We start from the raw sequence: 13311 nt of genomic DNA on the forward strand, positions 1-13311 counted from the left end.
TCACTGCATGAGCACTTGGTTTTTAACTATGAATTAGTTTGGGCTTATAGTAATCGAAAGATTACTCGTCGTCACCTTTTTTACCGCCAGACTGGAATTTAGAAATGATGCCTTCAGCCACGTTACGTGGAGTTTCAGCATATTTAGCAAATTCCATAGAGTATGTTGCACGGCCTTGAGACATAGAACGCATTTGAGTCGCGTAACCAAACATCTCTGCAAGTGGAACTTCAGCTTTAATTGCTTTAGTACCGCCAGGCAAGTCGTCCATACCTTGAACCATACCACGACGACGGTTTAAGTCACCCATGATATCGCCCATGTAGTCTTCTGGAGTTTCTACTTCAACTTTCATGATCGGTTCAAGCAAGATAGGATCTGCTTTCATGAAACCGTCACGGAATGCGTAAGAACCTGCCATTTTGAACGATAATTCGTCCGAATCGACATCGTGGTAAGAACCGTCAAACAATGTAGCTTTGATGCCAACAACTGGGTAACCAGCAAGGACACCATTCTTCATACGCTCTTGGATACCTTTATCCACAGCACCGAAGAATTCTTTAGGAACTACACCACCAACAACTTCTTCAACGAATTCGTAATCTTTTTCTGATTCAGGATCCATTGGCTCTAAACGTACGTATACGTGACCAAATTTACCTTTACCACCAGTTTGACGTACGAATTTACCTTCTTGTTCAACTGTTTTCTTGATCGTTTCACGGTAAGAAACCATTGGTTTACCAATGTTTGCTTCAACACCGAATTCACGCTTCATACGATCAACAATGATGTCAAGGTGAAGTTCACCCATACCAGCAATAATTGTTTGACCTGACTCTTCGTCAGTACGAACGCGGAATGATGGATCTTCCTTAGCCAAACGACCTAAAGCAATTGACATTTTTTCTTGGTCAGCTTTAGTTTTTGGTTCAACAGCCAATGCAATTACTGGCTCTGGGAATTCCATACGCTCAAGTGTGATGACATTTTTCTCATCACAAAGTGTATCACCCGTAGTTACGTCTTTAAGACCTACACACGCAGCGATATCACCCGCACGAATTTCTTCAACGTCTTGACGATCGTTCGCGTGCATTTGCACGATACGGCCGATACGTTCACGTTTAGATTTAACTGGGTTATAAACAGAATCACCTTGTTTAAGAACACCAGAGTAAACACGTACGAAAGTTAAGTTACCTACGAATTTGTCGTTCATGATTTTGAACGCAAGCGCAGAGAACGGAGCTTCGTCAGATGCTTCACGAATCGCTTTAGTTTCAGCCTTATCGTCAAGAACACCTTCAATCGCTTTAACTTCTGTAGGCGACGGTAAGAATTCAATTACTGCGTCCAACATACGTTGAACACCTTTGTTTTTGAACGCTGTACCACAAAGCATTGGTTGAATTTGACAAGCCAAAGTTTGAACACGTAGACCAGCAACGATATCTTCTTTAGATAGTTCGCCTTCTTCTAGGTATTTGTCCATTAGCTCTTCAGAAGCTTCAGCAGCAGCTTCAACCATGTTTACACGCCATTCTTCAGCAGTAGCTTGAAGTTCAGCCGGGATTTCACCGTATTCGAACTGCATACCTTGTGAAGCTTCATCCCAAATGATCGCTTTCATTTCGATCAAGTCGATTACGCCTTGGAAGTTTTCTTCAGCGCCAACAGGGATTACTACAGGTACAGGAGCTGCACCTAAACGTGTCTTCATTTGTTCAACAACACGGAAGAAGTTTGCACCTGTACGGTCCATCTTGTTCACGAATGCTAAACGAGGCACTTGGTATTTGTTCGCTTGACGCCATACAGTTTCAGACTGAGGTTGTACACCACCTACAGCACAGTAAACCATACACGCACCATCAAGAACACGCATAGAACGTTCAACTTCAATTGTGAAGTCAACGTGTCCCGGTGTATCAATTACGTTGATACGGTGTTCAGGGAACTGTTTAGACATACCTGACCAGAATGTAGTCGTAGCAGCAGAAGTAATGGTAATACCACGTTCTTGCTCTTGCTCCATCCAGTCCATTGTTGCTGCACCATCGTGTACTTCACCAATTTTGTGAGATACACCTGTGTAGAACAAAATACGTTCTGTAGTTGTGGTTTTACCCGCATCAATGTGCGCAGAAATACCAATGTTACGATAACGAGAAATTGGGGTTTGACGAGCCATGATTTCTTGCATTCCTAAATTTTGTTGTTTAAAACAGGCGCTTTAAGCTGACGAACAGCTTAAAGCGATTCGATGACAGTTTGGCGTAAGCCAAGCTGTCACCCTCCTGAATAGGGGCTGTTTTAGTCGCTTAGAAGCGGTAGTGAGAGAATGCTTTGTTGGCTTCAGCCATACGATGCACGTCATCACGTTTTTTAACCGCTGCGCCTTTACCTTCAGCTGCATCAAGCAACTCACCAGCAAGACGTAAAGCCATAGTTTTTTCAGAACGCTTAGCAGCAGCATCTACTAACCAACGCATAGCTAGAGCAGTACGACGGGATGGGCGTACTTCCATAGGTACTTGATAAGTAGCACCACCAACACGGCGTGCTTTTACTTCAACCATAGGACGAACTTTTTCAAGAGTAGTCTCGAAAAATTCAACTGGGTCTACTTTGTTTTTTTCTTGAACGCGGTCTAAAGCACCGTAAACGATACTTTCAGCAATAGATTTTTTACCATCTTGCATTACGTGGTTCATGAATTTAGCGATTGTTTGGCTGCTGAACTTAGGATCCGGAAGGATTTCACGAGCAGCAACTACGCGACGTCTTGGCATTTTAAACTACCTATATATATGACACTTCAGGTTAATCCAGCCGTAGCACAAAGTGTCATGTGCTTTCGCTGGCCTTACTACACGTCGCTTGAATTTCACAAAATTAATGCAGAAATCAGACAAGCGAGACGATAAAGGATTGCAGTTCTAGCGAACTAAGAGGTTAATCTCGAAAGATTATTTCTTAGGACGTTTAGTACCGTATTTAGAACGAGACTGGTTACGATCTTTCACACCAGCACAGTCTAAAGAACCACGAACGGTATGGTAACGTACACCTGGTAAGTCTTTAACACGACCACCACGGATAAGAACAACACTGTGCTCTTGTAGGTTGTGGCCTTCACCACCGATGTAGCTAGAAACTTCAAAGCCAGAAGTTAAACGCACACGGCAAACTTTACGCATTGCTGAGTTAGGTTTTTTAGGTGTAGTTGTGTAAACACGTGTACAAACACCACGACGTTGTGGACAAGCCTTCAACGCAGGAACTTTAGATTTTTCAACTAAAGTCGTACGACCCTTACGGATCAACTGATTTGTTGTTGCCATTTGGCAATTCTCCCGTTAATAAAAAACCCAAAAAAAGACGACTTTTTGAGGGCATGCAATTGTAAGCTAAGACGTAAAAATGGTCAACATTTCAAACTACATGTAATGTTGACCAAATCAGGGCTTTTACAAATTTCTATCTATTTTAAAGGGTTTATTTTTTACTTGGCGCATTTCGTCTTTTTGTAACCTTTTTTTCAGTCGGCTCTACAGCGGGTTTTGCTGTGACTTTTGAAGCCATATTGGGTTCATTTTCCGTAAAAGACTCATTATTGTTCTGTGTGGTCTCCTCAACCTCATCCACTGGATATAAATCTGCAAGATCCTCTTCCATTTGTAGGGCTGGTTGCTGCGGTGCAACAGCATCATGGGGTTCAATCATTTGATCTGCGAGTTGTTCCAGCCCTTGTTGAACACGTTCTTCGGTTGCGACAGGCTCTGTAACTTTGTCAGACTTTTTCTGGATTTTAACCTTGGTAATGCTTTGATGACCATTTAACTCCACTTCAGCCCCAAGTTTCAAATCTGAACCATCGGTCTCTGATGTACTGCGCTGTGACAATAGTCTTGGTGAGGCTTTCACCAAAAGCTCAAGTGAGCGTTCATATGCTGTTAAAGCACTAAGGCTGGTATCTTTTTGTTGGATGATATATTGACGGGCTTCTGAAAAAACCAGTTGTGCTTTTTGGTGTACATCATCAACAAGGCGCCAACTATAAGCTGCACTCACCCCTGCACTGGCAATTGGTGTGAGTTTTGCTAACTTATTCAGTAGCGATAGGTTAGCAATCGACTGCCCCCATTTCAGCTGACCATCGGCATTGGTCAACCATTTCTTTAAGGCTTCAATATCATTGCTTGAACCTAAAAGCTGTTGTAACTGAGAGACATCATGGGTTTGCAAGGTATTTGAAATGGCTTTTATCGCCATCAACAAAGTTTGTTTTTCCGCAATCAGCCCAAGATCAATCTGTTTAAAAATAAACTGGACGATGTCTTGATCGGACTCTTTAGTTAAGTCAAAACCATAAGAACGTCCCACTTGGTAGATCATACGTAACGACATCACCAAGGAAGCAGGGACATCTACGGTTGAGCCCACAAAGCCCGTTGCTCCAGTCAGTGCGCCTTGCAAGATAGCAATAATTTTATTTTGTTCGGACAATGCCTGACTAATCCGTTTTGAACGGTCGACATCTTGGGTCAGCATTTCTAAATCACGCACGCCTGCTTCATCTAAAACGGCATCGACCGAGCTCATACTTGAGCTAAATTGATTGAGCTGGCTAAAAAAATAATCTGCGGCTTTATCGGAAAGTTGTGGCGACACAAAATGTGCCACTCGATTTGCGTTGACATAATGACGTCCCAATAAATGACGCGATACTGTCGGCAGATGGTCTCTTAAGACTTGCTGCGGGTGTTCATAACGCTTATTTTTCGATTTTGTTTTTGTACTCGCACTATCACCAGTTGTAGTATTGGTCAGTGCTGAGGCCGTATCTGGGCTCACTTGGTTTAATATGTTTAAACCTGTATGACTGAGCTTTTTAGCCACTCCGAAGGCATTTGAAAAGAAACCACTGCGCTGTTTATTGTTTGAATCCGCCATTCCGTACCCCGTACTTTATAATCTTTCATTTCTAGCTAAATACTAGGTGTAGTACGCATTTATCTCAATAAGAATATGTGTCTTTTAGTAAAGTTGAAATGCCCTGCTCCTGATTTTAAGACAAGTCAAATTGGCATAGGATTTGCCATAAGAATTAAAAATTCTTTCTGCTATTATGATCTGCATTGAAAACATAAGAGTTGCAATTGGCTTAGAAATAAATTGTTGATTCATCTTTAAGCGCAACTCTGCAAAACCACCATATAAGGGATCTTTAAATGAAACGTGTAGTAATCACTGGCATGGGTATCAACTCATGTATCGGTAATACTTTGGAAGAAGTTACTCATGCATTACAAAACGGGATTTCTGGGACACGTTTTAACCCAACCTATGCTGAACTCAATTTTAAAAGCCATATCAGCGCTGCTGCTGAACAAGACTTTGATGGCATCGACCGTAAGCTAAAACGCTTTATGGGTGTTTGTGCCATGTATGCATACAATGCTGCGGTTGCTGCGGTTGAAAATGCAGGCTTAACAGCAGAGCAAATTGGTGGCAATCCACGCTATGGTATCGCGGGTGGTTCAGGTGGTGGTTCAACTGCATCTGTAGTTGAAATGAAAGAATTGTTAGACACCAAAGGCGCACGTAAAGTTGGTCCGTTCTTCGTACCTCGTAATATGTCGAACACAATTACGGCAAACGTTGGCGTTGCTTTTAAAATGCAAGGTGTTGCACACACCATTACCAGCGCATGCGCAACGTCTGCTGATGCAATTGGTTATGCTTATAACCTGATTCAATTGGGCAAGCAAGACCTCATGCTTGCAGGTGGCGGTGAAGAAGATCACTGGTCTCAAAGCTTGTTATTTGATGCGATGGGTGCACTGTGCTCAAAATACAATGACACACCAGAAACAGCGTCTCGTCCTTACTCTGCTGACCGTGACGGTTTCGTGATTGCTGGCGGTGGCGGTTTTGTAGTGCTTGAGTCTTTAGAACATGCGCAAGCACGTGGTGCCAACATTTTGGCTGAAGTTGTGGGCTATGCGGCAAACAGTGATGGTGCAGACATGGTTGCGCCATCGGGTGAAGGTGCGACACGTTGTGTACTGATGGCACTTGAAGAAGCAAAACAACACGGCGTAGACAAAATTGACTATGTGAATACGCATGGTACGTCGACGCCTGCCGGTGACATCACTGAATTAAAAGCAATGGAACGTGCATTTGGCGAAGGTCAAGTTCCTCCACTCAGCTCAACCAAGTCAATGACAGGTCATAGCTTAGGTGCAGCGGGCGTACAAGAAGCAATCTACTCTGTCCTAATGATGCAAAATGATTTTATTGCACCCAACATCAACGTGACTGAACTGGATGAAGGCGCAAAACCATTTGATATCGTGCTTGAAAAACGTGACGCAAAATTGAATACTGTGATGAGTAACAGTTTCGGTTTTGGCGGCGTAAATGCATGTCTCATTTTCAAAAAGTGGGAAGGCTAAGCCGCTCATTTTAGGGTGACTTGATGGATGCTCCTTCTGATGCTTTCTTGTGGGTAAAAGCATTACATATTATTGCCGTGGTGTGTTGGTTCGCTGCATTGTTCTACTTACCACGGCTCTATGTTTACCATGCCATGAGTGATGATGCCGTCAGTCATCAACGTTTTGAGGTCATGGAGCGTAAGTTGTACCGTGGTATTATGTGGCCGTCGATGATTGCAACACTGATCACGGCACATTTCTTGGTCGATTGGGGTGATGCAACGCGCCACTACCATGAAGCCCTTTGGTTCTACCTCAAAGTCGGTTTGGTTGGACTATTGGTGATTTATCACTTTGTTTGCGGTTATTACCGTAAGAAATTGATTGGTCATGCGCATTACAAGTCACACAAGTTCTGGCGCTTCTTTAATGAAATGCCGACCCTCATTTTATTTGCTGTGGTGATTTTAGTCGTGGTTAAACCGACATTTTAAAATCCCACACTTAAAAAGCCCCGATTGATTCGGGGCTTTTTAATGTCTGTACAAAATCAACAGCACAGTTCAAGATCAGTATTACGAGCGTATCCAAGATTGACGAATTTTTAAATTGAGCGGGGTTGAATAATATTTCTCAATCACCCAACTCAAAATAAACACTGCGATAAAATAAACAGGCAACAACATCAACTTTTCAGCCGCTAAAGTTTCTTTTGGGAAATACACCACTTTCATTAAGCCGAGAACAATCAAATGAAACAGATACATTTCATAGCTACGCTGTCCAATCCAGACCAAACTCCGTGCCGTGTATGAGATAGGTTTAACTTTCAGGTCTTGGGTAAAACACAATATGAGTAACGCTGTAAGTAAAGCAAATACGCTGATGCCCCAACTACTCACCTCTTTGATGGGTGCATAAAAATATAAAGCGGTCATTAGAAACGCTGTTACTGCAACAATCATTTTTTGATTGTAAATTACACCTTTAATATGTTGCGCATATATTGCGGTGAGGCAGCCAATGGCAATTCCATCGAAACTAGAAAAATAATGATACAGATAAGCGCCGCTTCCCTCGCCAAAATGGAGGGCACGAAAATACGGTGCATACGCAATGACAACGAGCAGAAAAATAATAAAGCCTTTGCCCCGACCCAGTGCTAAACACAGGACAGGAAACGCTAAATAGAAGACTTCTTCAACCGATAAAGACCACAATACGCCCAAAGCATAGTTCACCCAGCCGTATTCAATAATCAGTAGATTCATCCAGAAGCTCAAAGCTGAAAGGACGGTGACAGCATAGGACACTTCTACGCCATTGGGCGACTGATTGATAAAGGGTTGTAATCCTAAGCTTCCGAGCACACTGACCATCGTGACCAATAACACCAGACACGGCATGATTCGAGCAAGACGACGGATATAAAAATCTTTCAGCTTAATCTGCGCCAAAGATCCACTGCGCTGCAAGGTATGCTGAGTAATCAAAAAACCTGAAATGACAAAAAACATGGTCACACCATAGTTGCCATTTCTTGCAATCAAAGTACTTAAGCTCTCGCCCCCAATTGAGATGCCGAGAAAGGTATCGTGTAATTTATAAGGAATATTGAAATGGTGAATCAGCACCAACAGGATGGACACGCCACGCAGGATGTCTATTTTATAATTACGCATAAATCATTATTAAAATTTTAAAGTGCCTCATTAAAAGTGAAATCACCTGATTTAGACAGCTTTTATATATAAAATCATACAATTATCTAACACTGAATTAGAACCGATTAATTCAGCTCAAGCAAAAAGAAAGCCCTACTTATGCAGGGCTTTCTTTCAAACATCACGAGTACAGAATGAATTTTAGTTATCCAGTTGCTGCCCTAACAGACGTTTTTTCATACGAGGCTTGTACAGCAGTTGATACGTCACGGCTAGAACAATCACCCATAGTGGACTGATCATGAGTGCACGAAGAGTATCCGCCTCTAAACTCAAAATAATCAACGTAAAGAACAAGAAGATTAAGACCACATAAGACATCCAAACACCGCCCGGCATTTTAAAAGTCGATTTTGCATGTAGCTCAGGACGCAATTTACGGTAGCGGATATAGCACACCATAATAATGCTCCAGATACTGATGAACAGAATCACACACAATGAGCTGGCTAATGTAAAGGCTTCAACCGTGTTTGGTACAAAGTACTGCAGCGCAGCACCTGCCATGATAAAAGCACATGAGAAGAATAAGCCTTTTGCTGGCACCGCACGTTTTGACAGACGCGCTAGGCTCTGTGGTGCTTGCCCTTCTCTTGCCAAACCAAACAGCATACGTGATGTAGAGAACACACCACTATTCATTGAAGACATCACTGAAGACAGTACCACCAAGTTCATAATGATGGCTGAAGTTGGGATACCTGCATGTAAAAATAGTGAAACGAACGGGCTTTGATCCGCAGGAATTTGATTCCACGGCGTCACCGACATCACCACAAATAGCGACAAGACATAGAACAAAATGATACGGGTTGGAATCGCATTCACTGCTTTCGGTAAGTTCTTTTCAGGGTCTTTGGTTTCAGCAGCCATGGTTCCAATCAGCTCTACACCGACAAAGGCAAAGAGTGCAATTTGGAAGCCTGCTAAAAAGCCACTGCCACCTTGAGGGAACATCCCGCCATGCGACCAAACATGACTAAAGCTTGCAACTGAACCGCCCGGTGCTTGGAAATGGCTAAACACCATAAAGCCACCAATCACGATCAGCCCTAAAATGGCTAAAATTTTGATTAAAGCAAACCAAAATTCAATTTCACCAAAGAGTTTCACGGTCAGCAAATTTAACCCAAGGACAAACAGCACACAGCCGACACTGATTAAAGCCTGTCCCATAGGAGTAAAGGCCATGTCTGGTGGGAGCCAAAAGCCAAGATAGTTAATAATGGCTGCCAAGTCCGCAATACCGACCAAGACCCAACCGAGCCAATAGGACCAACCGATATAGTAACCCGCACCTGGCCCAATCAGATCATGAGCCATATCGATAAACGACTTATAGTGCAAATTTGACAATAAAATTTCGCCCAATGCACGCATCAGGAAGAAGAACATGGTCCCGATAATCATATAAATGATTAAGATAGAAGGACCAGCAAGAGAGATGGTTTTGCCCGAACCCATGAACAGGCCCGTACCAATCGCGCCACCAATGGCAATCAATTGCAGGTGGCGGTTGGATAATTTCCGTTGTAATTCATGCGATGATGCATTTGCACCGTCAGCTTGTGGGGTAGTCGTCATAATTTAACATCCTGTTAAAGTCCTTTTTTGCGTATAAACCATGTTCATACAGTGCTCGTTATCCTAACGGGCGGCATTTATACGCTCATCAGCACTTCGGTTGAAACCCAAGCGCTGATATACACGGGGAGAGTTTAAAAATTAGTTTTGTGCAGCCGTCACTGCAATTTCGATCAACCAGTTTGGATTAACCAAATCAGCCTGAATCGTGGCACGTGAAGGTGCTACACAACCATTCATCCAGTCAATCCAAATCGCATTGACTGTAGAAAAATCAGAGAGATTTTTGATGTAAAGCTGAGCAGATAACAAACGTGATTTATCTGTATTTGCCAAAGCTAAAAGCTCATCAATTGTTGCTAAAATTTCACGGGTCTGACCTGCGACATCATTGTCGGTATTTTTTGGCACTTGCCCTGACAAATACACCACTTGATTAAACACAGTGACTGCACTCATGACTTCGTTGGTGTTGAATTTTTGAATGTCTGAATGTGACATAGGTCTTTCCTTGTATGAAACTGTATAAAAATAAAATTTAATCTTGGATAAAATTGACACGTGCAGTGACAGCACACATCAGCTCATAGCCAATCGTGCCTGAACCTGCTGCGACTTCATCAATGCTGAGTACAGCACCCTGTTTCGATGTACCCCACAGCACCACTTCACTGCCGACTTGGGCATTTGGAAGGTGAGATAAATCGACCGCCAACATGTCCATGCTGACACGCCCGACCAAGCTGCTGCGTTGTCCATCAACTAAAATAGGCGTACCTGTTGCGGTAATCCGTTGATAACCATCGGCATAACCACAAGCCACAATACCCACACGCATGTCGCTTTCAGCAATGAACTTTGAGCCATAACCGACGCTATCGCCTGCTTTTAATTGCTGAATGGCAATCAACTCGCTGCGCAAACTCATGGCAGGTTGCAAGTCCCAGTCCTGAATCGAATGGCTTGGATAATCTGGAGAACTGCCATAGAGCATGATGCCGCTACGGATCACATCCGACTGCAACTGTTCATGGCGTAAGATGGCTGCACTGTTGCTAACAGAACGTGCACCCGGCAGATCATGGGTAATGGCATCAAATAACTGGCATTGATGCGCAATGCCTTCACGTCCGAAACGCTCACCATCGGCATCCGAAAAATGCATCATATGGGTCAAGCGTTGAACTTGAGGCAAACTGGAAAGCTGCTGCCACACTTGACGGTATTGTTCAGGACGGAAACCTAAACGATTCATGCCGCTGTTCATTTTTAAATAAACATCGAACTGCGCCTCTAAAGGAAAACGCGCTAACCATTCGAGTTGATATTCACTATGAATACTGAAACTTAGGCCCAGCTCATGGCAGTCAAATAGGTCTTGCTCTGAAAAAATACCTTCGAGTAACAGAACCGGACCTATCCAGCCTAAAGCGCGGATGCGTTTCGCCTCTGCCAAATCGAGCAGCGCAAAACCATCGGCAGATTTGAACGCTTGATAGACGCGTTCAATCCCATGACCATAGGCATTGGCTTTGACCACCGCATAGACTTGGCTATTCGGCATTTTCGTGCGAGCAACATTTAAATTATGCTGCAGTGATTGACTATGAATCACTGCAGTAATTGGACGTGGCATTTTCTTCTTCCTTGAATCAATATGACCTAAAACGAATTAGGCTGCTGAAGGATAACGTTGAATCGATAGGCCTTCAGTACTGATGTCTGGTTGATGGTTCATCACCAAGTCACTAATAAGCTTGCCTGAACCACATGCCATGGTCCAACCCAAGGTGCCATGTCCTGTATTCAAGAATAAGTTTTTAAAACGAGTCGCACCAATAATCGGCGTAGAGTCTGGTGTCATTGGACGTAAACCCGTCCAGAAACTTGCTTCAGCTAAATTTCCACCTGGGAATAAGTCTTGAGTCACCATTTCCAAGGTCGCACGGCGGTCTTGGTTTAAACCGTGGTTGAAACCACTCAGTTCAGCCATACCACCCACACGGATACGTTGGTCAAAACGCGTAATGGCAATTTTATAAGTTTCATCAAGAACCGTAGACTGCGGTGCAAATGCAGGATCTATAATTGGAATGGTCAATGAGTAGCCTTTGACAGGGTACACAGGCAAATTCAAATTCAATGGTTTTAAGAAATCACGTGAATAACTACCAAAAGCAAGCACATAACGGTCTGCTGTAAGCACTTGACCATCAACCACCACGCCTTTGATTTCATCCCCTTCAACCACTAATTTTTCAACATTTTGGTTAAATTTAAATTCTACGCCCATGTCTTTCGCAAGATTTGCCAAAGCATTGGTAAATAGGTAACAGTCACCTGTTTCATCATTCGGTAGATGTAAACCACCAACCAGTTTGTCTTTGGCATAGGCTAAAGCTGGCTCGACTTTGGCTAAGTCATCTTTTAATAATAATTCGTAGTCGACGCCACATTCTTTTAATACTTGGATGTCACGTTGTACTGCATCTAGTTGTGCTTCATTACGGAAAACCTGCAAAGTTCCTTTCGCGCGGTTTTCATAGTGAATGCCTGTTTCTTTACGCAGTTCACGTAAGCAGTCACGGCTGTATTCAGCAACACGCGTCATACGTTCTTTGTTAATAGCATAGCTTTGTGGATTGCAGTTTTTCAACATTTGCGCCATCCAGTTCAACTGCCACATGCTACCATCGATGTTAATCGCTAAAGGTGCATGGTGTTGGAACATCCACTTTACGGCTTTAAACGGAATACCGGGTGCAGCCCACGGTGTAGAATAACCTGGAGAGATTTGCCCTGCGTTACCAAAGCTAGTTTCTTCAGCAGGACCAGCTTGACGGTCTAAAACCGTAACGCTTGCGCCTTGTTGTGCAAGGTAATATGCACTTGCAACACCGATGACACCACTACCTAAGACAATTACACGCATGACTGATCCCTTACACACACTAGTTTATTTCACTAGTATATTTTTAGGTTAATAGTTTTTTTCACTGTTTTTAATATTATAATCTAGGTAAATCGCCATTTTTGTCGCGCTAAAATTCTAAACATAGGAAATTTATAATGCGTAAATTAGATCGGATTGATCAGCAGATTTTAGACATTTTACAGCGTGATGGACGAATTGCGATTAGTGAATTGGCCTCTCGCGTCAACCTCTCAACCACACCCTGTTCAGAACGTGTCAAACGCTTAGAGCGCGATGGTATTATCATGGGTTACTACGCACGCCTCAATCCACAACTGGTCGATCGAAACTTATTGGTATTTTTAGAAATTAAGCTATCGGCCAAGTCTGGCGATGTGTTTGATCAAGTGGCACGTGACTTGGTCGAAATCCCTGAAGTTTTAGAATGCCATCTGATTTCAGGTGAATTCGATTATTTGGTCAAAGCCCGTTTAAAAGAAATGAGTGCCTACCGACGCCTATTGGGTGATTTACTAAAAAAACTGCCCTCTTCAGCGTCATCGCACAGTTATATTGTGATGGAAGAAGTCAAAGAAAGTTTTTATTTGGATATTCGCTAACAGCTTATTAAAAATAT

General features: G+C 43.0%; 12 protein-coding genes. 3 read left to right on the forward strand and 9 right to left on the reverse strand.

The window, feature by feature from the left end; all coding sequences use genetic code 11:
* Positions 1–61 precede the first annotated feature (61 nt).
* The 4 genes from fusA to AC4CU3_RS05160 all read right to left on the reverse strand — a co-directional run bounded on the left by fusA (position 62) and on the right by AC4CU3_RS05160 (position 4962).
* Positions 62–2197 carry an elongation factor G gene (gene fusA / locus AC4CU3_RS05145; RefSeq protein WP_004694927.1) on the reverse strand — a complete coding sequence of 712 codons (2136 nt, stop codon included), beginning with the start codon at positions 2195–2197 and terminating at the stop codon, positions 62–64.
* 130 nt (positions 2198–2327) lie between these two features.
* Complete coding sequence (gene rpsG / locus AC4CU3_RS05150) at positions 2328–2798, reverse strand: 30S ribosomal protein S7 (RefSeq protein ID WP_004694929.1); 471 nt, start codon at positions 2796–2798, stop codon at positions 2328–2330.
* 177 nt (positions 2799–2975) lie between these two features.
* Positions 2976–3350 carry a 30S ribosomal protein S12 gene (gene rpsL, locus AC4CU3_RS05155; RefSeq protein ID WP_002050319.1) on the reverse strand — a complete coding sequence of 125 codons (375 nt, stop codon included), beginning with the start codon at positions 3348–3350 and terminating at the stop codon, positions 2976–2978.
* Between the two features lie 154 nt (positions 3351–3504).
* Positions 3505–4962, reverse strand: a complete 1458-nt coding sequence (locus AC4CU3_RS05160) for an EcsC family protein (RefSeq protein ID WP_279042845.1) — start codon at positions 4960–4962, stop codon at positions 3505–3507.
* Positions 4963–5240: 278 nt separating this feature from the next.
* Between AC4CU3_RS05160 and AC4CU3_RS05165 the strand changes: the two genes are divergently transcribed.
* Both AC4CU3_RS05165 and AC4CU3_RS05170 read left to right on the forward strand, forming a co-directional pair.
* Positions 5241–6470 (forward strand): beta-ketoacyl synthase N-terminal-like domain-containing protein, encoded by a 1230-nt coding sequence (locus AC4CU3_RS05165; RefSeq protein WP_004694933.1) that lies wholly within the window; start codon positions 5241–5243, stop codon positions 6468–6470.
* Between the two features lie 23 nt (positions 6471–6493).
* A complete protein-coding gene (locus AC4CU3_RS05170; protein WP_005011820.1) occupies positions 6494–6946 on the forward strand; it encodes a CopD family protein in 453 nt (150 codons plus the stop codon).
* A gap of 81 nt (positions 6947–7027) precedes the next feature.
* Here the strand turns inward: AC4CU3_RS05170 and AC4CU3_RS05175 are convergent, their stop codons facing one another.
* From AC4CU3_RS05175 to AC4CU3_RS05195, 5 genes are all read right to left on the reverse strand, one after another.
* Positions 7028–8134 carry an acyltransferase family protein gene (locus AC4CU3_RS05175; protein ID WP_279042848.1) on the reverse strand — a complete coding sequence of 369 codons (1107 nt, stop codon included), beginning with the start codon at positions 8132–8134 and terminating at the stop codon, positions 7028–7030.
* Between the two features lie 183 nt (positions 8135–8317).
* Entirely contained in the window at positions 8318–9760 is a 1443-nt protein-coding gene (locus AC4CU3_RS05180; protein ID WP_176537218.1) for an amino acid permease, read from the reverse strand.
* Positions 9761–9901: 141 nt separating this feature from the next.
* The gene (locus AC4CU3_RS05185; protein ID WP_004694941.1) at positions 9902–10261 is read right to left on the reverse strand and encodes a RidA family protein; all 360 of its coding nucleotides are present in this window, start codon (positions 10259–10261) and stop codon (positions 9902–9904) included.
* A gap of 37 nt (positions 10262–10298) precedes the next feature.
* Positions 10299–11396, reverse strand: a complete 1098-nt coding sequence (gene alr, locus AC4CU3_RS05190; protein ID WP_201950171.1) for an alanine racemase — start codon at positions 11394–11396, stop codon at positions 10299–10301.
* A gap of 36 nt (positions 11397–11432) precedes the next feature.
* Positions 11433–12692, reverse strand: coding sequence for a D-amino acid dehydrogenase (locus tag AC4CU3_RS05195; RefSeq protein WP_218645688.1), 1260 nt, complete (start codon positions 12690–12692; stop codon positions 11433–11435).
* A gap of 137 nt (positions 12693–12829) precedes the next feature.
* Here AC4CU3_RS05195 and AC4CU3_RS05200 point away from each other — a divergent pair, with 137 nt between their 5' ends.
* Positions 12830–13294 (forward strand): Lrp/AsnC ligand binding domain-containing protein, encoded by a 465-nt coding sequence (locus AC4CU3_RS05200; RefSeq protein WP_004694947.1) that lies wholly within the window; start codon positions 12830–12832, stop codon positions 13292–13294.
* Positions 13295–13311: the final 17 nt, after the last annotated feature.

Source organism: Acinetobacter sp. 802_lipA, from assembly GCF_058242885.1.